The organism is Marinobacter salinus (assembly GCF_001854125.1).
Lineage (GTDB): Bacteria > Pseudomonadota > Gammaproteobacteria > Pseudomonadales > Oleiphilaceae > Marinobacter > Marinobacter salinus.
The window spans coordinates 1816344-1841129 of the sequence record NZ_CP017715.1; the positions used below are offsets into that span (position 1 = coordinate 1816344).

Consider the following 24786-nt stretch of genomic DNA (forward strand, 5'->3'; position numbering starts at 1 on the left):
ACGTTTATACTTCCGGGCTACATTTCCAAAGCGCGACTTCTCCTACGCGCCGCAATTAAGGCAGGTAAATGACGGCAGACACCATCACCGCAGCCGATATCCGAATCAATTCCCGGTGGCTCATACCCATCGAACCCGAAGCCGTGGTACTTGAACATCAGGCGGTCATTATTCAGGGGTCAAGGATTGCAGCGGTGGTTTCGCAGCAAGAGGCCGATCTGCGGTTTCGAACCCGGGAAACGGTTAATCTGCCCAATCACGTCGTCATGCCGGGACTGATCAATCTCCATGGTCATGCCGCGATGTCGCTATTCCGGGGTATAGCGGATGACTTACCGCTGATGACATGGCTCAACGAACATATCTGGCCGGCGGAGGGCGCGTTTATCAGTGAGCAGTTCATTGCTGACGGCACGCAACTCGCCATGGCGGAAATGCTGCGCACAGGAACGACAACATTCTCTGACATGTACTTCTTCCCGGAAATTGCCGCCCAGGCCGCCCATGACGCAGGCATGCGGGCCCAGATCAGCTTTCCGCTGCTCGACTTCCCGACCGTATGGGGGTCAGGACCAGACGAATACCTGAGCAAAGGTGAAGCGCTCATCAAAACGTGGAAGGGCGACGAGTACATAACACCGGCAATCGGGCCACATGCTCCCTACACTGTCTCCGATGGTCCACTGCTCAAGGCGCTCAATCTGTCCGAAGAGACCGGTGCTCCTATCCAGATTCACCTGCATGAGACGGCATTCGAAGTAACCGAATCACTCGAAAAGCAAGGCAAACGTCCCGTTGCGCGTTTGGCCGAGATGGGCATCCTGGGCCCGAATACGCAGTGTGTGCACATGACTCAGGTTGACGATTCCGATCTCAGATCAATTGTCGAGTCCGGCGCTCATGTCATTCACTGCCCCGAATCCAACCTCAAGCTTGCGAGTGGGCTTTGCCCCGTTCAGAAACTGATGGATGCCGGTATCAACGTCGCCATTGGCACCGACGGTGCTGCCAGCAACAACGATCTGGACCTGTTCGGGGAACTGCGCACCGCGGCAATGATCGCCAAGGTCGTGGCAGACGATGCCACTGCCCTTTCGGCCCATCAGGCACTAACCATGGCGACACTCAATGGCGCCAGGGCTATAGGTCGGGATCACGAACTGGGCTCCCTTGTGCCTGGAAAACTCGCCGACATCATTGCCGTCGATCTGAGCGACCCGTTTTTACAGCCTGTCTATGACCCGGCCTCCCACCTCGTCTACAGCAATCATGGCCGTGCAGTAAGCCATAGCTGGATCAATGGCGTACCTCAATTACAGGAAGGCACACTCACCCGCATTGATGTCGCAGATCTAATGCTCCGGGTCGATGGCTGGATGGAACGAATCCGAAATCAGCAGGCCCAATAACCGAATTCCGACAGATTCATCAGGCAGAACAGACCATGACAAACCAGAATGTAGACCGGAACGAAATCGCCAAGTTCGAGGCACTGGCCAGTCGCTGGTGGGACCCCAGCAGCGAATTTCGGCCACTGCATGACATCAATCCGCTGCGGTTAAACTACATCGATGAACGGGTTCCTCTTGCGGGCAAGCGGGTACTGGATGTCGGCTGCGGTGGTGGCCTTCTCTCCGAAGGCATGGCCCAGAGAGGCGCTCACGTAACCGGCATCGACATGGGTGAAGCGCCGCTTGCAGTGGCGAAATTGCACGGCCTGGAGAGTGGTATCAAGGTCGATTATCGCCAGACTACCGTGGAAGCCCTGGCGGAAGACCCTCAACACGCGGGTCAGTATGACGTTGTAACCTGTCTGGAAATGCTGGAACACGTTCCCGATCCAGCCTCCGTTATCAGGGCATGCTCAACCATGCTCAAGCCGGGCGGCCACATGTTTGTTTCCACCATCAACCGCAACCCCAAATCGTTTCTGTTCGCTATTGTGGGTGCTGAATATATTCTCAACCTGCTACCCAAGGGAACGCACGAGTGGAAGAAATTCATTCGCCCGTCTGAAATGTCCGATCACCTCCGCCATGCCGGACTCGAGGTCCTGGAACTCACAGGCATGACGTACAACCCGATAACCAAGGCCTACAAGCTTGGTCGCGACGTGGACGTAAATTACCTGATGTATGCCCGGGACACCCATGACGCCTGAATCAGCTCCTTCTGCAGTCCTGTTCGATCTGGATGGCACGCTGATTGACACCGCGCCGGATTTCATCCGATGCCTTAACCAGCTCAGGCAACAGCATGGGCTCGAAGCCCTTCCCGCCGAGCAGATCCGGCGCTCCGTGTCCAATGGGGCGCGTGCCATGGTGCGGGTGGGCTTTGGCCTGGAGCCCGAACATCCGGATTACACAGACAAGCACACGGCATTCCTCGACCTTTATGAAGCTGGCGTCGCCATAGAGACAACTCTTTTCGACGGCATGGACCAGATTCTGCGAAGCCTGGAATCACGAGGCGTTCCGTGGGGCATTGTCACCAACAAGCCGGCACGATTCGCTGCGCCGCTTGTGGAAGCACTCGGTCTCGCCCAACGTTGTGCCGTTGTCATCTGCCCGGATCACGTTGCCGAGCGCAAGCCACACCCGGAAGCGCTGTTTCTCGCCTGCAAACAGATTGAAGCCGACCCTTCGCAGGCCGTCTACGTGGGTGATCACGAACGTGACATCGAGGCGGGACGCAATGCGGGGATGCAAACCATTGCCGTCCGGTATGGATACATAGAAGAGCCGGAGACCGTTGACCTGTGGCAAGCGGACATGATCGCAGACACCGTCAGCGATCTGGCAAAACTGTTACAATAGATCCCGAATTTCTTAACCGGTTCCCAGAACCGGTCACAGCCTGACACGGAGACAGGTTATGCAAGATTACCAAGCACCCGCCGATCTTCTGCAAGACCGCATCATCATGGTGACGGGCGCTGGCAGCGGCATTGGTCTGGCCGCGGCAAAGGCCTATGCCGCTCACGGAGCCACGGTGATCCTTGTAGGACGTACCGTTTCCAAGCTGGAATCGGTGTACGATGAGATCGAGGCCGCCGGCCATCCAAAACCGGCCATCGTGCCCATGAATTTTGAGGGCGCTGCGGTCAAGGATTACGAAGAGCTGGCCATGACCATTGAAGACAACTTCGGTCACCTTGACGGGATTCTCCACAACGCCGCCATTCTTGGTGACCGCAGCCCGGTTGAACTGTACGACCCGGAAACCTGGAACAAGGTAATGCATGTGAACTCAACAGCGCCGTTTTTGCTGAGCCGCGCCATGATCCCCCTGTTGCGAAAGTCCACTGGGGCGTCAGTGATCTTTACCTCGTCAGGCGTTGGCCGCAAGGCTAAAGCCTACTGGGGCGCCTATGCCGTTTCCAAATTTGCGATTGAAGGTCTCAGCCAGTTGCTGGCGGACGAGCTCGACGACGAGCGCCACAATGTTCGAGTGAACAGTCTGAATCCAGGGGCAACCCGTACCAATATGCGTGCCCGCGCCTATCCGGCGGAGAACCCACAACAGAATCCCGCACCGGAAGACCTGATGCCGGTTTATCTGTATCTCATGGGCAAGGACAGTAACGGTGTTAATGGCCAGCAACTGGATGCGCAGCCCAAGTAATGGAACTGTTTTTTTACACAACGTCGCAGTGCCACCTTTGCGAATTGGCTGAAGCCCTGCTGGTCAATACCCCCATGCCGGAGCCCATTCCGGTAGACGTCGTGGATATTGCCCAGTCCGAAGAACTGGTTGAACGTTACGGCACCCGTATTCCCGTGCTTCGCCGGAATGACACCGGTGCCGAACTGGACTGGCCGTTTACCAGTGATCAGTTACTTATGTTTCTGCAATGAGGATTGCCCCACATGCTAATGGTTATTTCTCCCGCCAAAACTCTCGATTACGAGAGCCCCCTGGCGACAGAAGCCTATACCCAGCCAGACTTCCTGGATGACGCCTGCGAGCTGATCGACCAGCTCAAAGAACTGGAGCCCCACCAGGTCAGCAACCTGATGGGCATCAGTGACAAGCTGGGACAGCTCAATGCTGAGCGTTTCCGTAACTGGCATACGCCCTTCACGCCAGACAACGCGCGCCAGGCGGTACTGGCATTCAAGGGCGACGTCTACACCGGCCTGGGCGCAGAAAGCTTTAGCGATGACGATTTCGCGTTTGCTCAGGAGCACCTGCGCATGCTGTCCGGCCTTTACGGAATCCTGAAGCCGCTGGACCTGATGCAGCCCTATCGCCTGGAAATGGGCACACGGTTCGAGAACAAACGCGGTAAAGATCTTTATGCCTTCTGGGGCAGCCAGATTACCAAAGAGATAAACCGCTTGCTTACCGCCGATGATGGCGTACTGGTCAATCTGGCTTCCAATGAATACTTCAAGAGCGTGAAGAAGAAAGAGCTTGAAGGCCGACTCGTCACCCCCCAGTTCAAGGACTGGAAAAACGGCCAGTACAAGATGATCAGCTTTTACGCCAAAAAAGCCCGTGGGCTGATGTGCCGGTATGCGATCCGGAATCGCATTACACAGGCTGACGACCTCAAGGGCTTCAACATCGAAGGCTACTATTTCAGCGAAGACCAGTCCGACAAGAACAACTGGGTTTTCCTGCGGGATGAACAGTAAACCAAGTTGAGATCGGAGTAAGTCATGAACGAAGCTGTCTTTTCCCAGATTGCCATGCTGGTATTTCTTACCGGCCTGATTGTCTGGATGGGTTTTATCGTGTGGGATCTGGCCAAGAAGTCACAGGCCGGTAAATTCGGCACGATTGCGCTTTTTACGGTGCTGGGCGCCGGCGTGGTGGGTTTCATCGTCAAGACCGTCCTTGTTGAGATCCTGCAGATCTGACGCCCCGCCCGTCACTTTACGGCCACCACCAGGTGGCCGTATCATCCCCTCCCCTTTAAACATCATCTGAATAGACTCTAGAGCAAGGACCAACCCTGATGTGGTTTCGTAATGCCCGTGTTTTCCGTTTTACCAAACCTTTCGACATCTCTGCCGAAGAGCTGGATGAAAAGCTGCAAGCTGACGCCTTCAAGCCCTGTGGACCTCAGGAAACCACCCGGCAGGGGTGGGTGCCTCCGCTTGGCAAGCATGGCGAACAAATGGTGCACAGTGCCAATGGCTACCACCTGATTGCCCTGAGAAGGGAAGATAAAATTCTGCCGGGCCAGGTTGTTAAAGAAGCCGTGGAAGAAAAAGCAGAAGCCATCGAAATTGAACAGGGCCGCAAGGTCCGCCGCAAGGAGAAGGATGAAATCAAGGAGCAGGTGATGCTGGAAATGCTACCCCAGGCATTTTCAAAGAACCGTCGCTGTTTTGCTTACCTGGCTCCCAAGGACGGCGTTCTCGTGGTTGACGCCGGCTCCGCCAAGCAAGCCGAGGATCTCGCCTCAACCCTGCGCAAAAGCCTGGGATCACTTCCGGTTCGCCCACCGGCTGTGGAGCAGGCACCGGCCTTTACATTTACCGGTTGGCTGACCGAAACCATCGATCTGCCGGCCCAGGTTGAACTGGGCAGCGAATGCGAGCTGAAAGACCCGTCCGAAGACGGCGGCGTGGTCCGCTGCAAGGGGCTGGACCTGAGGGCCGACGAAATCCGCAATCATCTGGATGCGGGCATGCAGGTAACCAAACTGTCACTTACCTGGGATGACAATGTGTCCTTTGTTCTGGATGAAGAACTGGGGATCCGCCGACTGAAATTTGGTGAGACCTTGCAGGACCAGCTGGATGATGTGGATGCAGACGACGCCATCGCCAAGTTTGATGCAGCCTTCACCCTGATGACTCTGGAATTGTCACGCCTCTTTCCCGGCTTACTGGAAGCCCTGGGCGGAGAAGATCGCTCCGCGATCGTAGAGGAATAATTCTCCCGGGCAAGGGCTTCCCTCAGTGGACGCTCTTGCCCAACCTCTCCCGCTGCCAGTCCTTCTCTGGCTCATTCAATACCAGCCGCAAATCCATAACTTCTTCCTCTACGTTGAATTTGATCTCGAACCCCAGGTGTTCCGCCAGCTGCAGCATAGGCCGGTTATCCGGTAGCACATTACCCACCATTTCCATGGTCCCCCGGGCGCGACAGTATTCGATCATCTTCTGCATCAGCGCGGCGCCCAGACCTTCACCCTTCATTTTGTCATGGACCATCACCGCAAATTCACACTGCAAGTTGTCTGCATCTGTCCAGGTTCGCACAGTCCCCAGGGTTTCTTCCCCCTCGCTATCTTCCCGCGGTGCGTTCGCAATAAACACCATCTCCCGGTCATAGTCGATCTGCACCATTTGGGCAACGTCCTCCCGGGAGAAATGCTTTCGGTACTGGAAGAAGCGGTAGCGAATGGACTCTGGTGATTGCAACTCATGAAAGGCCCGGTGGGCGGGCTCATCTTCAGCCAGTACTGGCCTTATGATCACCCGGCGCCCCGATTTCGGAAGCACAATCCATTCTTCCAGTTCCCTCGGGTAAGGTTGGATAATTGGCCGACCCGGCTTCTCGGCCAGATTGATCGCGATATTCACCGCCACCGCACCCTGCTCGTTGAAAAGCAGCGGTGAGATTTCCAGCCCCTGAATGTCGGGCATATCAATGACGATCTGAGACAGGGTGACCAGTGTTTCCGATACCGCCCGGATATCCTCTTCCGGTTTCAGGCTATGTTCTTTCAGAAGCTTGAACATGTAAGTGCGCCGGAGCAGCTCTCTGGCCAAAACCATGTTCAGGGGTGGTAATGCAATCTGGCGATCGGTCATAACGTTTATCTGGGCACCGGCTGCGCCACACACCACCAGCGGCCCGAACAGGGCGTCCCGGGTAATCCCCACATTGAACTCAATACCCCCGACATGCTGGTAGGAGCGCTGAACCGCGAAACCCAGAAAGCCGCTTTCCGGGAAGTGTTTCTGGTATTCCTCCATCAGAAACCGGCAGGCATCCATGATTGCAGCCTCACTGTTCAGTTTCTGCATCGTGCCCTTGTAACGCCGTTGAGTGGGACTAAGATTCAGAAACGGGTGGCACGCCTGCTCGTGGATAATAGTTATGTCTACCGGGCGCCGTTCCACAGCAAACACCTCCAGCACTTCTTCGATATCATCGCAGTACATGGTATCGATGGTGTTGATGCCGTATTCCTGGATCAGATCCCGGGCCTCCCGGTTCGAAAGATGTTTTCGCCCTGCCCTGACCGCATTCATCACAACCCGACGGGTATGGGTTCGATCATCAAAATGATCCGTGAATGATTCCGGCGTTTCCGTGAGCAGCCGCTGCACACGCTGGTGACGGACATGCTGCATAAAGGCCATGACAGCCTTTTCCGGATTAAAGAAGGACGGCAGACCAGCCCGGTAAAACTCTTCACGGGAATCCATCACCGTGCTTTGTCCCAGCCAGCAGGTAAACACGTTCAGACGAGTGCCCTTCGAAGCCTGCACGACAGCGTCGGCAATCTGCAGGCTGTCCTCGGTCAGACTCGGGGCGTACATAACCAGGACATTTGCCACCTCGGGATCTTTCGCAAGAATCTTGATGGCCTGGCCGTATAACGCCGGCGAAGCATCGTAGTTGAGGTCAATGGGGTTTCGACGCCCCCAGTAAGGCGGGAGCAACTCTGCCAGAGCATCAATGGACGATGGGGACAGGTTCGCCAGTTCTCCGCCCAGGTCGGCAAGCCGGTCCACCGCCAGCACCCCCGGGCCAACCCCATTGGCCATGATCGCCAGCGTTTCCCTACGCAAGGGACGCATCCGGGTCAGCGTCTCAAGGGCATCAAACATCTGCCCAAGACCGTCCACTCTCAGGACACCCGCCCGCTGGAGCATGGCATCGTATATCGGATCACTCCGTGTCAGCCCGGCGGGTAGCTCGTGAGGGAACCACTCGGATTCCGGTACGCGGCCTGATTTCACGGCGATCACCGGTTTGGTTCGGGATGCGACCCGCACAGCAGACATAAAACGCCGTGGATTGGGAATGTTCTCGATGTGCAGAAGAATGGCGCGGGTCTGAGTGTCCTGGGCGAGGTAATCGATCAGGTCATCGTGATCGATATCCATGCCATCTCCGAGGGTCAGAAAATAGGAAAACCCCACGCCCCTGGCAAACGCCCAGTCAATAACGGAACTGGCAATCGCGCCGGACTGGCCGACAAAGGCCACGCGTCCCGGGATCGCCCCCATATGCGCATAGGTTGCGTTAAGGCTGCGAGCCGGAACCATCAGGCCAATGGTATTCGGGCCGAGGACACGAATCCCGGTTTCTCTGGCGGCTTCTCTTACCGAATACATCAGCGGCTGGCCGGTTTTACTGTGTGCCCGGGACATTCCCCCGGTCATGACAATTGCCGTCCGGACACCCGATTCGCCAAGACGTTTGATTGTTTTAGCGACAGTATCCGGAGGTGTGCAGATAATGGCCAAGTCGGGCGAAAAGTCCATTTTCGACACTTTTTTCACACAGGGAACGCCATGCACATTGTCGTAATCGTTCTGGTTAACCACAAGAAGTCGGCCAGGGTAGCCACCCCCCATAAGATTTCGCAGCACCATACCACCAAGGTTGTCTGCCCGTTCGGATGCACCAATTATTGCGATGGATGCAGGATTGAACAGACTTTCCAGATACCGGGTGCTCAAACTGGCTCTCCTTAGAATCCGACCCTGGGGCCGCGTCGGTGATAATTTTAATAAAACAGGTTACTTATGAGTGTATACCTTATCTTGGGCGGAGGTGAATTGATCTAAAACGGCGACCTTACCTCTAAGACCAAAGAAACACGGCACCCTGTGGTTATCCCTGATAAGATTGATGAAAATACAAGCATACCCAAGGCATTCAGAGACGTATGACCACGGCATTCTTTTCCCACGATGACTGTCTGCGACACAACATGGGCCCGGAACACCCGGAGTGTCCTGAGCGGATCTCAACCATTCTCAGCTACATTGCTGACACCAAGCTCGAACAAGAGCTGGACTGGGTCAGGCCTGAAGAGATCACCCGCGACCAGTTGCTGATGGTTCATCCGGAAAAATACCTGCACCAGCTTGAACTGATGCAGCCTACCCGGGGCCGCGTCTTTACCGATCCGGATACTGCCATGATGCCGGATACTCTCCGTGCCGCACGCTTGGCCGCCGGCGCAAACATTCAGGCTGTCGATATGGTCATGAGCAGCCAGGTAACCAATGCTTTTATCTGCGCACGACCTCCCGGACACCACGCGGAACGCAGCAAGTCCATGGGATTCTGTTTCTATAACAACGTCGCACTTGCCGCCATGCGCGCCCTGAATTTTCACCACCTTGAGCGCGTCGCCATCATTGATTTCGATGTCCACCAGGGCAATGGTACGGTTGACATCGTCGGTGGCGATGAACGCATTCTGATGTGCTCCAGTTTCCAGCACCCTTTTTACCCACACTCCCACGTACACCGGCAGGCACCCAATATCGTCAATGCGCCTATTGAAGCCGGGTGTTCTGCCCTTGAGTATCGAAAAGCGGTGGAGACCGCATGGGTGAAAAAACTTCAGGATTTCAAACCACAGGTTATTCTGATTTCAGCCGGCTTTGATAGCCACAAGCTGGACCCGATGGCGGAACTGAACCTGGAAACAGAAGATTATCGCTGGCTGACGGAAATGATCACCAACCTTGCCAGTGATTATTCCAACGACCGGATCATCTCAACTCTGGAAGGCGGCTATCACCTCAAAGCGCTAGCCGAGAGCGTGACGGCCCATCTGGAAGTGCTGAACGCCGTATACTAAGTTCAGCACCATACACCAGGAACGCCTTCAGCCGGCAGGTTCACCACCATAGGCGTTCGCCTGCTGGAATTCAGGCCGCTCGCCCTCCCGCTGAAGACGAATGGTGGTTCTCCTGTTATCAGCAGGGCGGCGTGATACCGGGTATTGATCGCCATGTGCCCGGACAATAATCAAGTCCTCGGAAATGCCCCGGGCCTTCAAGTAATCTGCAACAACATTGGCCCGTTCCTCCGACAACGCACGGTTGTCGATTCGACTACCCAAACGGTCACTGTGACCATCCACGAAGACACGCTCAACGGTCGTATCTGCCAGCACGTAGGTCACGATGTTGTCCAAAAGTGTGCGGTCAGCCCCGGAGAGACTGGCACTGCCGCTGTTAAACGGAATGCGGGAGCGGCGAATCTGGCCGTAATTCACCGGCAAAAGATTGGACGTACAGGTACGGTAGCGCTGGAACTGGCCGGAAAAATTGATATTCGATATCTGAACCCGAACCGGACTGCCGTCAAACCAGGATTCCCGGGTTACGGTAGGCCTCATGCCTTCCAGCAACCCACGGGCCAGAATCATTGCCTGACGGGTGTCCAGAAGCACCGGCCGGCTCCCGTCCGAGACGTTCACCGTGCCCATGGGTCTTGGCGCGACGCCGGGGCGCCAAGCCGGAGCTTCAACAACCAGTGAACCACGCCCGGGCCGCATCATCGGGTGCTCGGCTTCCAGGAAAAACGAAAGAGCCTCCCCCGCCTGGTGCCGGAATACTGCCTTCCCATAACCGGGAACCTCATGCACCAGTGAACACTCAAACACCGATTCAGCCAGATACCACTGGCTGTTTTCAATGCCTGCCCCATAACTGGCTGCCCCGACTGAGGCAGGCATGCCCGAGGCCAGCGCCAATGCGCCAAGCAGGCTCAGTGTCTGTTTACAAAGGCTGAATGCCATAACGGTTTACCGACGCTTCCGGATGATTCGGGTATTTATCTTGGTAACGGCAGAAACGTGCGCTTCTTTAGCACTGCATACAAAAACAAACATTCGCGCCTTCTGATATAATTCGCAAAATTTTTCAGGGCTCCGGCCCGCCGATGGCATTGCGGAAAAACCCATGACCGATCAGCTCACTCTTACTCGCCCGGACGACTGGCACCTCCATGTTCGCGACGACCTTATTCTGAACGATGTTGTACCAGCAACAGCCGCCTGTTTCGGGCGCGCGATCATCATGCCCAATCTGGTGCCACCGGTAACCACCGCAAAAACCGCCATCGCCTATAGAGAACGCATTCTGGCGGCGGCATCGGGGACAGACTTTCAACCACTGATGACGCTCTACCTGACTGAAAGCACAACGCCGGACACCATTCATGAGGCTCAGTCGGCTGGCGTAGTGGCCGCCAAGCTCTATCCGGCGGGTGCGACCACCAACTCCGCATCCGGAGTGAACGATATCCGTAATATCTATCCGGTGCTGGAAGCTATGGCAGAGTGCGGCATGCTGTTACTGGTGCACGGTGAAGTCACGGATGCTGACATCGACATCTTCGACCGTGAGAAGGCATTTCTCGACCGGGTGCTGGCACCGACGTTGGAAGCGTTTCCCAGTCTGAAAGTAGTTCTGGAGCACATAACCACAGCGGACTCAGCGGAATTCGTGCAGCGTCATAAAGGCGGCAATCTCGGTGCCACCCTGACCCCTCAGCATCTGATGTACAACCGCAACCACATGCTGGTTGGCGGTATTCGCCCCCACTTATACTGCCTGCCCATTCTCAAGCGTAACCGACATCAGCAGGCCTTGAGAGATGCGGTCGCCAGCGGTGATAAACGCTTCTTTCTGGGCACTGATTCCGCGCCGCATTCAAAGGATCGCAAAGAAGCGGCCTGTGGTTGCGCAGGCTGCTACTCTGCCTATGGCGCCATCGGGCTGTATGCCGACATCTTCGAAGAGCTGGGCATACTCGACAAACTTGAAGCTTTTGCAAGCTTCAATGGCGCGGATTTCTATGGCCTGCCACGAAATACCGATACCGTCACCCTGGTCCGGGAGCCTTGGACCATGCCAGACCAGCTGCCCCTGGCAGACGGCAACATCGTGCCACTGAAAGCGGGCGAAACCGTTAACTGGCGCCTGGCGTAAACATCCTGACTATACATTACACGGCCATGACCGGAGTTTGAGTGACTGACGAAAACAAAGAACCACATCCTATGTCCCGCCGCTTTCGCGGCTTTCTGCCCGTTGTTGTTGACGTGGAGACCGCCGGATTCAACCCGGAACGGGACGCCCTCCTGGAAGTGGCTGCGGTGCTGCTGACCATGGACGCAGACGGTTACCTGCGCCGTGCCGAAACACACTTGCAGCAAATCGATCCGTTTGAAGGTGCCAACCTGGAGCAGTCTGCCCTGGATTTCACCGGCATTGACCCCTGGAATCCGGAGCGGGAAGCGGTACCGGAGCGGGAAGGTCTGAGCGAAATTTTCAGCCCTATCCGCAAGGCGGTAAAAGCCCACGACTGCAAACGCGCGGTGCTCGTTGGGCATAACGCTACGTTTGATCACAACTTCGTGTTCGCTGCCGCCATGCGCTCAGACATCAAGCGCAACCCGTTCCACCCCTTCTCCACTTTTGACACCGCCACTCTGGCCGGGCTTGCCTATGGCCACACAGTTCTGGCCCAGGCATGCAAGCTTGCCGGCATTCCGTTCAATAACAAAGAAGCCCACTCCGCCGCCTATGATGCGGAAAAGACGGCAGACTTGTTCTGCGGGATTGTGAACCGGTGGAAGGACCTCGGTGGCTTCCCGCCGCCCCTGCCCCTGATTCCCGAAGATACAGAGTAACAGACACAAAAAACCCCGCCGAAGCGGGGTTTTTCTTATAAGGGCAAACCCTTTGCTTACCAGTAGATGCCTCGCATAATGGCGGCAAAAGCCACCTGCTCGGAGGACACCTTCGGCTTCTGCCCTGACCTGCTGCCGGCCGCTGCCGGAGAATCCGGGAACATTCGGTAGCCGGTGTTCATTACGATTTCACCCATTTTCGGCGCCAGTGCATGCAGCACCTGAGCAAAGATACCAAGACGGGTCGCAATACGCTTCGGACGGTACACAATCGCTTCCGCCACCATGTCTGCTGCTTCATCCGGCGTCAGCGTCGGCACCGAATCATAAATCTTGGTCGGCGCGATCATGGGGGTCTTCACTAGCGGCATATTAATGGTGGTAAAGGTCACATTGCGATCCGACCACTCCGCCGCAGCGCAGCGACTGAACGCATCCAGAGCAGACTTGGACGCAACATAGGCTGAAAATCGCGGCGCATTGGTCAGTACGCCAATGGACGAGATATTAATGACGTGACCGCGACGTCGCTCCAGCATCTTCGGGGCAAAGCCCATGATCAGACGAACAGAACCGAAATAGTTAAGCTGCATGGTGCGCTCAAAGTCGTGGAACCGGTCAAATGAAAGATCCAGCGAACGGCGAATCGATCGACCAGCGTTGTTCACCAGCACATCCACCGCACCGTGGTTGTCCAATACCGTCTGGACAAAGCGGTCAGCGTCTTCCATTTCAGAAAAGTCGCACTGGTAAGCATGCACGCTGGCTCCTCTGGATTCGAGCTCTGCAGCCACCTCTTTCAGTCGCTCCGGCTTGCGCGCACCAATAACCAGGATCGCGCCCGCATCCGCCAGCTTCTGCGCAGTAGCCAGACCAATACCCGAGGTTGCGCCGGTAACTACGCATACCCGTCCCTCCACGGTTCCCCGCAGCGTGCGGTCCTTGAACAGGTCCGGGTCCAGATTGCGCTCCCAATAATCCCAGATCACCGCGGAATAATCAGTCAGACGTGGCACCTCGATGCCGGTGTCCTTGAGCACACGTTCGGTTTCCCGGGCATCAAACCGGGTCGGGTAATTGATAAACGACATGACCGAAGGTGGAATCCCCATGTCGTCCAGAACCGCGCTCGTGAGGCGCTTCACTGGTGGCAGGTTCTTCAGGCTCTGGCGAATGAACGGTGGAATGAATCCGAACATGCGGGAGTCAATACGCATGCCCATTTTGGGCGCATGGCCGGCCTCGGAAAATATGTTGAGGATTTCGCCAACCTTATACGGATCGGAGTCCACCAGATGGAAGCAGTTGCCGTCCTCACCCTCCAGGTGGGCAATATGGTCCATGGCATTCACCACGAAATCCACAGGCACGATATTCAGGCGACCGCCTTCAATACCGATGGTCGGCACCCACTGCGGAAGCGCGTGGCGGATCTTCTGAATCATTTTAAAGAAATAGTAGGGTCCATCGACCTTGTCCATCTCACCGGTCTTTGAATGGCCGATAACCATGCCAGGACGGTAGATGCGAAAGGGAACCTTACACTCCTGGCGCACCACCTTTTCGGACTCGTGCTTGGTGAGCAGGTAGGGGTGGTCCAGCTTTTCCGCTTCCTCAAACATGTCTTCCCGGAAAGTGCCTTTGAACAGACCAGCGGCAGCAATCGAGGACACGTGGTGGAAGTGTTTGGCGTCCATGGCCTCGGCCGCATTAACGGCAGCACGGGTGCCTTCAATATTGGTAGCCTGCTGGGCTTCTTCGTCCGCACCCATGTCATAAACGGCGGCCAGATGAAAGAAGTGGTCAATGTTGCCCTTCAGGGTCTTCATGGTCTTGGCGTCGATACCAAGGTTTTTACTCGTCAGGTCACCAATCACTGCTTTGACCTGGGACTCATCAGCTCCCCAGCGCTCCCTCAGAAGATCCAGCTTGCCCTGGGACTGTTCACGCACGAGCACATACACCGTGCCGCCTCGAGCCAGTAGTTTTTCCACGAGAAAACGACCAATGAATCCGGTACCACCCGTCAGGAAATAGTTCATCAATTATCCACCCTGCTTGTTGCTCATTTGTTGTCTATCCATGCCGGCCCTCTTTTAGACTAAAGTCGTAGATGGATCCGGGAACGACGGCATTGTACTTAATTGATATCTTCATGTATCGAACTTTTTTAGAGCTTTTACTCTGTAACCTCTTGTTTTTGTTAGAGCCATTACTCTAAAAATGAACAAGATCCCTCTGCGGGCATCTGCCTGACACATCGACACAATGATTTTGAGACTAGCACAGGAATCGGTCTCTGCCTGCCCCGTGGGGCCGATTACCGGAAAGCAATGAAACACCCTGCCAGCAATGCCATAATCGGGAACTTATTGCGCTTTTCGGCGTCATGAAAAATCATAGGAAATCACGCTCTTCCGGAAACAGACCATGCAAAAAGACAACCCGAACACAGAACGCTACATCACCATTGCCCGAGCCTGTCTCAAAGCCATCAACGACACGTCCGCGAATGCCGGCAGCCGGGAAGAGAAAATTCAGGCCGTGTACGAAGCCATTGATTCCGCGTTCCAGGCAGAGTTCGCCGACTATCGTCAGTCGGTTGCCATTATGGCCACGGTGCTGGAGCGCATCGCTTCGGGCCAGCTTGACGCGGACCAGGCCGCTGACCTCGCCAGGAAAACACTGGACCAGCAACCGGAAAGCACACGCAACGCCCTGATGCACTGAACATTCCTGACTCATCACCGGATTAAAGAGACGCTATGAGCACTGGTAAACGCCGTACCGCCAGATCACACCTGATCGTCACCAACGTATTCGTGCTGCTTACCTTGTTGCTGGGCAGTGCGGTTGCCCTGGCAACAGGGGCTCCCGTAAAAAGCCCTAACGATGATAATCAGTATCGGTTTATTGAGCTGGACAACGGGCTGCGTACCATACTCGTATCCGATAAGGATGCAGATAAAGCCGCTGCCTCCATGAACGTGGCAGTCGGCAGCGGCGACGACCCGGCCGACCGGGAAGGCCTCGCGCACTTCCTTGAGCACATGCTGTTTCTGGGCACAGAAAAGTACCCTGAGCCCGGTGAATACCAGCAGTTCATCAAAAGCCATGGTGGCAGTCACAACGCTTTCACCGCATTTCAGGACACGAATTATTTCTTCGACGTGCAAGCACAGTTCCTGGAGCCCGCCCTGGACCGCTTCGCCCAACAATTTGCGGCCCCCTTGTTCACTGCGGACCTGGTAGACCGGGAGCGCAATGCGGTGCACTCCGAGTTCAGCGCCAAACAGAAGGAAGACGGTCGCCGGTTTTACTCTGTCAAAAAGGCTGTTAGCAACCCGGGGCACGCGTTCAGTCAGTTCGCTGTGGGTAATTTGAGCACACTCGAAAACACCGGAGAGAACCCCCTCCGGCCAGACCTGATCAACTTCTGGAGGAGCCATTACTCCTCAAACCTGATGACCTTGGCAGTCTATGGCCCGCAGTCTCTGGATGACCTGGAGAACATGGTCCGCAGCCGCTTCGATGCCATCGAGAACCATAATCTGGCACCCAGGCGCCATCCGGAGACTTTCTATAATCGGGACACACGGCCCGCAAAAGTCACAGCGGATGCCTTAAAGGATGTGCGCAGTCTCACCCTGTCCTTTCCGATTCCATCCCAGGAAGCCAATTACCGCACCAAACCGGCCAGTTACATTGCCAACCTTCTCGGGCATGAAGGTCCGGGCAGCCTGTTCGATGTTCTCAAACGGGCCGGACTGGTCGAAAGCCTGTCTGCAGGTCTTGGCATGGACACGGGAGAGAACGCCACACTGGACATCAGCATGTCCCTGACACCGGAAGGTCTGAGCAAGCAGGATGACATCCTGCCCCTGGTGTTCGACTATATCGACAAAATCCGAAACCAGGGCATCAGCAAGTCACGTTTCGAGGAAATGCAGCAGCTGGCGCGCATCGACTTCCGCTTCCGCGAGCAGGGTGAGCCGGTTCATGAGGCCATGACCCTCTCCCGCCAGCTTCAGCACTACCCGCCAGAGGAGATCCTCAGCGCGCCCTGGCTTATGGAACGTTATGCCCCTGAACAATACCAGGACCTTCTTGATCAACTGACGCCTGAAAACCTGATGGTGTTTGTACTGGATCCGGAACCACAACTTGAGAATCCGAAAAAGACCCGCTGGTACGATGCCGAATGGGAGCTGACCCCCTTGGACCCATCGATGCTTCGCGGAAAGCAGCAACCAACACTGGCGTCACAACTCCGGCTACCCGCATCCAATCCGTTTGTGCCGGAGAATCTCGACATGGTCGCTGGCCAGAGCATGACAAAACCCACGTTGCTCGGAAGTCATGAGGGCATGGACATCTGGTTTGCCCGGGACACCCGCTTCAACACACCGAAAGCGAACGTATTCATCAGTCTCCGTACTCCGGCCGCAAGAGCATCAGCCCGCAGCAGTGTGCTGACCCAATTACTGGTAGATGCCATCAATACCAACCTCAATGCATGGGCCTATTCAGCCCGGCTCGCCGGCCTGGACTACAGCGTCTACCCGCATCTGAGGGGCGTGACCATCCGCGTTGGCGGGTACAGTGACAAACTGCATACGCTGATCAACCGCATTCTCACCCAGATCGCGTCTCCCCAACTAACCCAGCAGCGGTTCGACATCGCTCGCCAGAAGCTGGTGGACAGCCTCCAGAACAAGGCCAAGGACCGACCGGTTGAGCAAACATCCGAGTTCGTACAAACCGCGTTGATTGAAGGTGCCTGGAACACAGAGGACAAGCTGGCTGCGGCAAAACAGGTAACCCTGGACGAACTCAAATCGTTTTCCCATGCCCTTTTGTCGCATGTGGATCCAGTCATGCTGGCTCACGGCAACCTTACCCGCGCCTATGCGCTTAACCTGGCACAACAGGTCGGAGCCATCGTACTGGGCGATAGTAAGATTGCCACCGTGGAGCGCAGCAGAGTGCGCCAGCTGCCTCAGAAAGAAACACAGGTGGCGCTGGACGTGGACCATCCAGATACCGGATACACTCTCTATATGCAAGGAAGCAACACCAGCTTCGAAGAGCGCGCCCGATTCCGGCTCCTGGCCCAGATTATCAGCAGCCCGTTTTACGAGGAAATTCGCACAAACCAGCAGCTGGGCTACATCGTCTATGCCACGCCCTTTGAAATGCTCGAAACTCCGGCCCTGGGCTTTGTTGTCCAGTCTCCGGGCGCAAGCCAGGAGCAGATTGACAAGGCCGTGCGTCAGTTCTCAGAGGATTTTGAAGTACAGCTGGAGCGCCTCAGTGAAACGGGCATGAATCGTGAAAAGCAGGCCGTGATCAGCAAACTGCTGGAAAAGGATCGACAGCTGGGCGACATTTCAGGTCGTTATTGGCGTGAGTTAGACCGCGGGGCTTACAACTTCAACTCCAGACAGAAACTGGCCGAAGCCATTAACAACGTCAGCAAAAAGGCGCTTTTGCAGACGTTCACGGAGGCCGTTCTGGAACGCAAACACGCCTTGAAGGTCGTCACGGGAGAGAGTGGCCTGAAATCGGACACAGTGCTTACCCGGTTACTGGAATTGCCACCCGTACCAGCAAGCTGACCTAGATTATGGGCAGGCGCTGAAACCTCGCCCAGTCCTCAGGCTCATCCACATCCCAGCGGGGTTCCAGAAGACGCACGCGGAGCCCCAGCCTTTCCATCCGCTCACAAGTTTGTTCCATAACCCGGACGGTTCCCCACTGAATGTCATCCAGCATTCCGGGAACCATCCTGCTGGCACCTATCAAGACATAGCCTCCATCGTCCGAAGGACCCAGCACCACATCACAATCCGCCAGAAGTGCAACGGCCTGACGCACATACTGAGGGTCAACCGAAGGACAATCACTGCCAATCACCAGAGCCCGGGAATGGGTTTCCAGCGACGCCTGCAATGCCCGGAACATCCGCTCGCCAAGGGTGGCGCCCTGCTGAAATTTTTGCTCAAGACCTGCGCTCTTGACGTTCTGGACAATCACGCCCGCTTCCTTTGGAGCATGTTCCAACTCACGATCCCACCAGAACTGAACGGTGTAACCGGAGGCACAGAGGTTATCCAGGACCGCCAGGGTAAGAGTCACATGGGCATCCAGCGCGCCGCTGGCACCCAACACCGGCATTAAACGGGTTTTAACCCGCCCCTCTTCGGGCCACTTGGCGAATTGCATGAGAACAGTCTTCGGGGCTTCAGTATCAGGCATTACGGACATCCGAGCGGTAGGCCTGGGCCAGGGATTCCGGCGATTCACCGCGCCAATAGCGCCAGCGCAATCGCCACATCAGGAAAATCGTACGCCAAGGGCCAGACTTTTCCCAGCGCCGGCTGTCTGTGGTGGCGGGTGATGCAATGCAATATGGCCGGGATACCAGACAGAGTCGGCGAGAGAGCTCCACATCCTCCATCAGAGGCATTGGGTGAAACCCGCCCAGAGCCTCAAACGTATCCCTCCGGACAAACATGGCCTGGTCACCGGTACAAATACCCGTGAATCGGGATCGACGATTCATAAACCAGGCGATAATCCGGTACAGCAAGCGGTCGCCACTCAAACGCACATCGAATCGGCCCCAGGCATGGCGACTGACGCTAAAGCGATGAAGGTGCTCAAGAGCATCCGGAGGCAGACGCGTATCCGCATGGAGAAACAGCAGCAAATCTCCCTGCGCAAGGGCCGCACCAGCATTCATCTGAACGGCACGGCCTTTTTCCGAAATTGCCACCCGGTCGCACAGGGGCCTGGCAAGCTCTGCGGTGCTATCGGAACTGCCCGCATCCACCACAATGACCTCATTGCCGGCCGATCTGACCTTCGCCAAGGCTCGCAACGTATCCTCGATACCTGCGGCCTCCATCCACACCGGCACAATAACGCTCAATGAGACAGAATCAGGCAAAACACTCTCCGGAAAAAAACAGGTAAACAGGGCAACACCTTGAGACAACAACCCGAGACAGCTATCATACCGCCCTTCCTGAAGAATTGCCCCCGTAGCTCATCTGGATAGAGCGTCCCCCTCCTAAGGGGAAGGTAGCAGGTTCGAGTCCTGCCGGGGGTACCATTTATCCTTCCTGCTCCCGAAAACCCGTCCGCCTGTCGCTCTGGATCGTTACCGAAAACTCAGGTTGAACTTACCTTCTTCGTATCCACAATCTTCCCGCTACCCACAATGAATTCATAATGCGCGGCCTGGACTACTGACCGCACATGCTTTGGTGTGAACAAGCCCCAACAGGTAGCTCCGGGATTTCGAACAGACCAATAGTGAATGCCCTCAGATCCCTCTGCACGGAGCTGGGCGCCCAAGGTGCGGGAGGTGCTGTAATCGTCGGTGTGATATATATCATGAGTTACCTGCAGCGAAGTCGCATCGTGTATGACTTCGCCGGCAAACGTGCAGACAAGCCCGCGAAAAAGCAGCCTGTCGAACTTCAGGTCTTCAATATTTGCCAAGTACTTACCTTGGTGGTACTCCACCTCCGCCAGCGCTGTTGTCATGGTATCGGCAATGTAGAGCACCCCGAATTCCCCACTGCTGAACCTGCTTCCGTCAGGGGGAACATGAGTGAAAGAGGCCGCGGCATAATTGCAGCCGGGGATACCCCAGGGGATTTCATCCAAGTCAATGTAGTTCAGGTTCCCTATCTCTTGACTGAAGCGGGGATTGGTCATGGCCTGGAGATCATAGAGATCCTGGAATTGATCCGGATCTGCCACGTCGTTAAAGAGATCTATTGTAGGTAATTTGGAGTTAATGAGGCGAAAGCCCCTGGTTTTCGCAACGCTGATGACAGGAAGATCCAACGTCATTACCAGAGACCGCCTCGCAAGGCATCGATACGACGGAAGGTTTCATATAACGCCCCGAAATCGCCACTTTCAATCACGTCCAGAGGGGCCCTGCCGTGGAAATAGGGATTGTGGTTCTGTTTACGCATGAATCCATAAACGTTCTCCGGATTGCTGAATGCAATTCGTAACGCCTGGTGAATATTTAACAGATAACTGATGCGTGTGAGCTGGTCCCTGTCGAGACGAGCACTTGCGGGATCATTACGGTATTTATAGTAGGTCGCCTTTGGCAACCTCAGAATGGCTTGGGCCTGCTCAGCGGAGCATCCCCACATATCGAGAATATTGAAGGCGGCCCTCAGGCCGCTGACACCCATTCGGCGGGCGTCAGCCGGCGACTTTTTCGCTGCGATTGCGGTCATTTCTTACCCCCCTCATGAGCGAGCATTCAGATCCTCGCTTAGTCCAATTTTAGACCCAAAACTATTATTTGTCTAAATTGAGACTCAGGTATATACAAATCGAATTGGCCGCAACCGTTAGCCGTCAAAGGATAACCAGACAATCACTGCTGCCTTTTTTGCAGCTCTTTCTGATGCTCGAGCATCTGCTCCATCATCAATTGCATCTGCTCCATTCGTTGTTCCATGAATCGGATTCGCTCCTCCGAGCCAATCGCCGGGCGACTCTGAGTGGAGTTGTCTCGCTGACCCTGATTATTCATCATGCCCTGGCCATTCATCATTCCTTGATTGTTCATCATGCCTTGGCCGTTCATCATTCCCGGGCCACCAGGCATGCCCCCGTGCATCATGCGCATTTGCTCTTGCATCAGCTCCATATGCTCCTGCATATACTTCTGGCGGTTTTGCCCGGAGTTCTGGTGCATCCGACCCGCTAAGTCCTGCATGCGGGTCATATTTTCCTGCATCTCCTGCATATCTTCCTGGGACATCATCATACCGGGGCCATACTGGTTACCCGAGCCGTGGGCCCACACTGAAGGTGCGGCAATGATCAAAGAAACAGCGAGTACTTTAGTAAAACGATTCATAGTGACGCTCCTTTAAAAGCTCCATTTCAAACAACTACATTTAAGATCATTTACCTGAACTGAATCTGAACAGGGCACCCTAATCACCGGGAAGTTTGTTTCACATCAATTTATTAAAGCAAAGCCAAGCTAGCCACCCGATCGGATTTGGTGTTTTCCTGCTACCAGCTCATTCAACCTCCTGCTATTTTTTCGCGGGAGGAATTTTTGAACAGCAGAAAGGCTCGTGCTTGGCGTTTGCCCGAACGTTGTCATCGGTGAATCGATACCACGCCAATCGCCGGCGCTCCCACCAATCGAGCTTTAATCGCCCCCCCTGGGCCTCAACAAGGCCGATCAGTTCATTAGTGGAGCAATGCGTGCCATCAAATGTGACAACAAGCCGGTTCTGGGATTTTCGTTCGGCGAAATCCACGCACGGATGATGGTTTAGCTCCGGGATAAAGTCTTCCCACTGACTCTCAGTCAGACCTTCAACGGTCAGCTTACGCCGAAGCAGAAATGGTGACTGGTTTGATGCTTTATGGGCCTTGATCATGACTGTGCACCTCGTAGCCTGTATGCATTGCTTTTATCACAGCATCAAAAACTGAACTGCAGCTGAAAAAGGGGGGACGCAGATCATACTTTTATACCTGGATTTGATGTACATCAAATAGTTCAAAAAAAGGGCCCAGGACGTATGCCCGAGGCCCACTTGTGTTGTCAGAAGGAAAGTCTTGCACCCACTACCGCAAACCAGTCTTCGACATTGCCGCCGTCCGCATCCGCGAAATCAGCCGTATCTCCATATTTGCGCTCATGAACTACGCCCACATAAGGCGAGAAAGAGCGATCGACCAAATCGTAACTGAGCCTGATTCCTGTTTCAGTGGAAACCAGCCCTTTGCCAACTCCAATTTCCCGGTCCTCACTGAACGCCACCGAGGCATCCAGGGCGACCGCAAGTATCCAGTGGTTGGTCAGCAGGAGTTCGTATTCGGCATCCAGCTCCGTTGATGTATCTCCGTCCTTGCTGACATAAAGGTTTGCGTCGACTTCAAACCACTGAGGCGCAAGCCCTGTAATCCCAAGGACGACGTAGGTGCGGTCGGGGCCTTCAGGCGTATCAAACCTTAAACCCGCCTTGGCATCGAAAAAATCAGAAACAGGCGTCTGAGCTACCAACTGGTTCTCCAGCTTTTCGTAGGCCTGCTCCTCGATGGCGTATTCTCCCTTGGTGAGCCAACGCGCCTTCAGATCGTCAGTACCGTAGAAAAAATCTCCGCTCCATACGCCCAGCTCTTCGTCATCATCACTATAACGATACTCAAATTCCTCGAACTGAGCGCCCCAAACCTTCAGGGGCTTTTTGCGCTCGGTGACATCCTGTATCCGTTCCTGGGCATAAGCGGTCATAGGCATGGCACTCAGCCCCATTGCGGCGGTGGCAACCAAAGAAATCCAACGACTCATGCGTCACCCCCATCATTGACAATTGCATCGTCGATCGCGGCCTGTTCGGTTTCAGGGCCACCCTCAACGATCACTTTCCGGAACATACCGGCTGCGGCATGATAGGACAGGTGGCAATGGAAGGCCCATTGTCCTGGAGCGTCGACTTCGGTCTCCATATAGACCGTTGTCCCCGGCTGCACACTCACTGTGTGCTTGACCGGATTCAACTGGCCGGCGCCGACATCGAGGATGGACCACATGCCGTGGAGGTGCATGGGGTGCGTCATCATCGTCTCATTTACAAACTTGAAGCGAACCCGCTCGCCGTACTGAAGGCGAATGGGATCTGCATCTTCGTATTTGACGCCATTGATGCTCCATGTGTAGCGCTCCATATTACCGGTCAGGCGCAGTTCGATTTCACGGGTCGCCTCACGTTCTTCATACAAGGGTTTTTGGGCTTTCAAATCTGCATAAGACAGGAATTTTCCGCCGTTGGCCGCCTCCGGAACCAAGCCACTGCCCTGGGCATAGAAAGGATCGCTTGGGCCGCCGCTGGACATCGCCATGGCGCCATGGTCCATACCCGCCATACTGGAATGATCCATCCCCCCCATCGACGAAGGGTCCATTTCAGGCATGCCTTCCGTGCCATTCATATCGTCCTGGCCCATGTTTCCATGATCCATACCATGCATGCCGCCCATATCCGCCATGGTCAGGCGGGCTGGCTCACGCAGTTCGGGAATAGAGCCTGACATCCCCTCTTCCGGCGCCAGCGTTGCTCTTGCATACCCTGAACGCCCCATGGATTCGGCAAAAATCGTATAAGCCTGTTCGTCTTTGGGCCGCACAATCACATCGTACGTTTCCGCCACACCAATACGGAACTCATCCACATTGACCGGCTGCACATTATTGCCATCAGCCTGCACAACCGTCATGTCCAACCCCGGTATCCGAATATCGAAATAGGTCATCGCTGAGGAGTTGATAAAACGCAGACGAATACGCTCTCCGGGCTTGAAGATCCCGGTCCAGTTCTGCTCTGGCCCTTTTCCGTTAATGAGCGCAGTGAAGCCCTGTAAGTCCTCGACATCCGCCTTCATCATGCGCATGTCGCCCCAGGCCATGCGATCGTTGACCGTATTCATGAAGCCGTTTTGAGAGACATCGGAGAAAAACTCGCCAACCGTCTGCTGCTCCCGGTTGTAGTAATCCGGCATCATCTTCAGGTTACGCATGATGCGATTACCGGAATGCGGATGTTTGTCGGTCAGCTGAATCACATATTCCCGGTTGTAGCGGAACGGTTCACGCCCATCGGGCTCAATGACAATCGCGCCGTAAGCCCCGTCCGGCTCCTGGAAACCGGAGTGGCTGTGAAACCAGTAGGTTCCGGCCTGAACAACTGGAAATTTATAGGTGAACGTTTCGCCTGGCTGGATGCCGGGAAAGCTGATGCCCGGCACACCGTCCTGGCTGAACGGAAGGATCAGGCCGTGCCAATGAATGGAGGTCATTTCATCCAGGTTATTGGTTACATTGATAGAGACCTCTTCACCCTCTTTAAAGCGCAGCACCGGCCCCGGCGATTTACCGTTGTAACCGATTCCCTTTTTAACGAATTCCCCCGTATCGATCTTCACTCGGTCGACCGTAAGGTCGTACTCACCCGCCAAGCCTGCAAATGGCAAAAGCAAGGCTAATGCGCCTACCAGAAGGCGTATCTTCATGGTCAATGTCTCCGGATTACTAGAAGTGCGTTCAGAGTGCCCGAAGCGCCAGTCCCTGGCGCCACCGCGGGCAT

At 55.3% G+C, this 24786-nt stretch carries 24 protein-coding genes and 1 tRNA gene; 14 read left to right on the top strand and 11 right to left on the bottom strand.

Annotation, left to right across the window (positions count from 1 at the left end; translation table 11 throughout):
• The first annotated feature begins 68 nt into the window (after nt 1-68).
• The 8 genes from BKP64_RS08325 (at nt 69) to rdgC (ending at nt 5890) form a co-directional block, all read left to right on the top strand.
• Nucleotides 69-1409: a TRZ/ATZ family hydrolase gene (locus BKP64_RS08325; protein ID WP_070968432.1), complete on the top strand. Its 1341-nt coding sequence runs from the start codon at nt 69-71 to the stop codon at nt 1407-1409.
• Between the two features lie 35 nt (nt 1410-1444).
• Nucleotides 1445-2161: a bifunctional 2-polyprenyl-6-hydroxyphenol methylase/3-demethylubiquinol 3-O-methyltransferase UbiG gene (ubiG, locus tag BKP64_RS08330; protein ID WP_070968435.1), complete on the top strand. Its 717-nt coding sequence runs from the start codon at nt 1445-1447 to the stop codon at nt 2159-2161.
• Nucleotides 2151-2816: a phosphoglycolate phosphatase gene (gene gph / locus BKP64_RS08335; protein ID WP_070968438.1), complete on the top strand. Its 666-nt coding sequence runs from the start codon at nt 2151-2153 to the stop codon at nt 2814-2816. The genes ubiG and gph overlap by 11 nt, the downstream gene beginning before the upstream one ends.
• A gap of 58 nt (nt 2817-2874) precedes the next feature.
• Complete coding sequence (locus tag BKP64_RS08340) at nt 2875-3624, top strand: YciK family oxidoreductase (protein ID WP_070968440.1); 750 nt, start codon at nt 2875-2877, stop codon at nt 3622-3624.
• The gene (locus tag BKP64_RS08345; protein ID WP_070968443.1) at nt 3624-3857 is read left to right on the top strand and encodes a glutaredoxin family protein; all 234 of its coding nucleotides are present in this window, start codon (nt 3624-3626) and stop codon (nt 3855-3857) included. The genes BKP64_RS08340 and BKP64_RS08345 overlap by 1 nt, the downstream gene beginning before the upstream one ends.
• A 12-nt stretch (nt 3858-3869) precedes the next feature.
• Nucleotides 3870-4640: a peroxide stress protein YaaA gene (gene yaaA, locus BKP64_RS08350; RefSeq protein ID WP_070968445.1), complete on the top strand. Its 771-nt coding sequence runs from the start codon at nt 3870-3872 to the stop codon at nt 4638-4640.
• Nucleotides 4641-4664: 24 nt separating this feature from the next.
• Entirely contained in the window at nt 4665-4865 is a 201-nt protein-coding gene (locus BKP64_RS08355) for a DUF2788 domain-containing protein (RefSeq protein WP_070968447.1), read from the top strand.
• A gap of 98 nt (nt 4866-4963) precedes the next feature.
• On the top strand, nt 4964-5890 hold the full coding sequence (rdgC, locus tag BKP64_RS08360) for a recombination-associated protein RdgC (protein WP_070968451.1): 927 nt from the start codon (nt 4964-4966) through the stop codon (nt 5888-5890).
• Between the two features lie 22 nt (nt 5891-5912).
• On the opposite strand, the gene BKP64_RS08365 is transcribed toward rdgC, so the two are convergent.
• On the bottom strand, nt 5913-8657 hold the full coding sequence (locus BKP64_RS08365) for a bifunctional acetate--CoA ligase family protein/GNAT family N-acetyltransferase (protein WP_070968453.1): 2745 nt from the start codon (nt 8655-8657) through the stop codon (nt 5913-5915).
• Between the two features lie 209 nt (nt 8658-8866).
• Here BKP64_RS08365 and BKP64_RS08370 point away from each other — a divergent pair, with 209 nt between their 5' ends.
• Nucleotides 8867-9793 (top strand): histone deacetylase family protein, encoded by a 927-nt coding sequence (locus tag BKP64_RS08370; protein WP_070968455.1) that lies wholly within the window; start codon nt 8867-8869, stop codon nt 9791-9793.
• 27 nt (nt 9794-9820) lie between these two features.
• On the opposite strand, the gene BKP64_RS08375 is transcribed toward BKP64_RS08370, so the two are convergent.
• Nucleotides 9821-10738, bottom strand: coding sequence for a flagellar protein MotY (locus tag BKP64_RS08375; RefSeq protein ID WP_070968458.1), 918 nt, complete (start codon nt 10736-10738; stop codon nt 9821-9823).
• Between the two features lie 163 nt (nt 10739-10901).
• Between BKP64_RS08375 and pyrC the strand changes: the two genes are divergently transcribed.
• Nucleotides 10902-11933 carry a dihydroorotase gene (pyrC, locus tag BKP64_RS08380; RefSeq protein WP_070968461.1) on the top strand — a complete coding sequence of 344 codons (1032 nt, stop codon included), beginning with the start codon at nt 10902-10904 and terminating at the stop codon, nt 11931-11933.
• A gap of 41 nt (nt 11934-11974) precedes the next feature.
• Nucleotides 11975-12637: a ribonuclease T gene (gene rnt / locus BKP64_RS08385; protein WP_083329184.1), complete on the top strand. Its 663-nt coding sequence runs from the start codon at nt 11975-11977 to the stop codon at nt 12635-12637.
• A gap of 56 nt (nt 12638-12693) precedes the next feature.
• On the opposite strand, the gene BKP64_RS08390 is transcribed toward rnt, so the two are convergent.
• On the bottom strand, nt 12694-14679 hold the full coding sequence (locus BKP64_RS08390; RefSeq protein WP_070968464.1) for an SDR family oxidoreductase: 1986 nt from the start codon (nt 14677-14679) through the stop codon (nt 12694-12696).
• A 388-nt stretch (nt 14680-15067) separates the two neighbouring features.
• Between BKP64_RS08390 and BKP64_RS08395 the strand changes: the two genes are divergently transcribed.
• Both BKP64_RS08395 and BKP64_RS08400 read left to right on the top strand, forming a co-directional pair.
• Nucleotides 15068-15367: a hypothetical protein gene (locus tag BKP64_RS08395; protein WP_070968467.1), complete on the top strand. Its 300-nt coding sequence runs from the start codon at nt 15068-15070 to the stop codon at nt 15365-15367.
• Between the two features lie 35 nt (nt 15368-15402).
• On the top strand, nt 15403-18255 hold the full coding sequence (locus BKP64_RS08400) for an insulinase family protein (RefSeq protein ID WP_070968469.1): 2853 nt from the start codon (nt 15403-15405) through the stop codon (nt 18253-18255).
• A gap of 1 nt (nt 18256) precedes the next feature.
• Here BKP64_RS08400 and BKP64_RS08405 read toward each other — a convergent pair whose 3' ends face one another.
• Entirely contained in the window at nt 18257-18895 is a 639-nt protein-coding gene (locus BKP64_RS08405; protein WP_070968472.1) for a TIGR04282 family arsenosugar biosynthesis glycosyltransferase, read from the bottom strand.
• Complete coding sequence (locus BKP64_RS08410; RefSeq protein ID WP_083329299.1) at nt 18888-19589, bottom strand: TIGR04283 family arsenosugar biosynthesis glycosyltransferase; 702 nt, start codon at nt 19587-19589, stop codon at nt 18888-18890. Before BKP64_RS08410 ends, BKP64_RS08405 begins: the two co-directional genes overlap by 8 nt.
• 88 nt (nt 19590-19677) lie before the next feature.
• On the opposite strand from BKP64_RS08410, the gene BKP64_RS08415 reads away from it, so the two are divergent.
• Nucleotides 19678-19754: transfer RNA gene (locus tag BKP64_RS08415), tRNA-Arg, on the top strand.
• Nucleotides 19755-19813: 59 nt separating this feature from the next.
• On the opposite strand, the gene BKP64_RS08420 is transcribed toward BKP64_RS08415, so the two are convergent.
• The 6 genes from BKP64_RS08420 to BKP64_RS08445 all read right to left on the bottom strand — a co-directional run bounded on the left by BKP64_RS08420 (nt 19814) and on the right by BKP64_RS08445 (nt 24712).
• On the bottom strand, nt 19814-20503 hold the full coding sequence (locus tag BKP64_RS08420; RefSeq protein WP_070968475.1) for an RES family NAD+ phosphorylase: 690 nt from the start codon (nt 20501-20503) through the stop codon (nt 19814-19816).
• On the bottom strand, nt 20503-20907 hold the full coding sequence (locus tag BKP64_RS08425) for an antitoxin Xre-like helix-turn-helix domain-containing protein (RefSeq protein ID WP_070968478.1): 405 nt from the start codon (nt 20905-20907) through the stop codon (nt 20503-20505). Before BKP64_RS08425 ends, BKP64_RS08420 begins: the two co-directional genes overlap by 1 nt.
• A gap of 143 nt (nt 20908-21050) precedes the next feature.
• On the bottom strand, nt 21051-21539 hold the full coding sequence (locus BKP64_RS08430; RefSeq protein ID WP_070968481.1) for a hypothetical protein: 489 nt from the start codon (nt 21537-21539) through the stop codon (nt 21051-21053).
• A gap of 184 nt (nt 21540-21723) precedes the next feature.
• Nucleotides 21724-22077: a hypothetical protein gene (locus BKP64_RS08435; protein ID WP_070968484.1), complete on the bottom strand. Its 354-nt coding sequence runs from the start codon at nt 22075-22077 to the stop codon at nt 21724-21726.
• A gap of 167 nt (nt 22078-22244) precedes the next feature.
• The gene (locus BKP64_RS08440; RefSeq protein ID WP_070968487.1) at nt 22245-22994 is read right to left on the bottom strand and encodes a copper resistance protein B; all 750 of its coding nucleotides are present in this window, start codon (nt 22992-22994) and stop codon (nt 22245-22247) included.
• Nucleotides 22991-24712, bottom strand: a complete 1722-nt coding sequence (locus tag BKP64_RS08445) for a copper resistance system multicopper oxidase (RefSeq protein WP_070968491.1) — start codon at nt 24710-24712, stop codon at nt 22991-22993. The genes BKP64_RS08440 and BKP64_RS08445 overlap by 4 nt, the downstream gene beginning before the upstream one ends.
• Between the last annotated feature and the right edge of the window lie 74 nt (nt 24713-24786).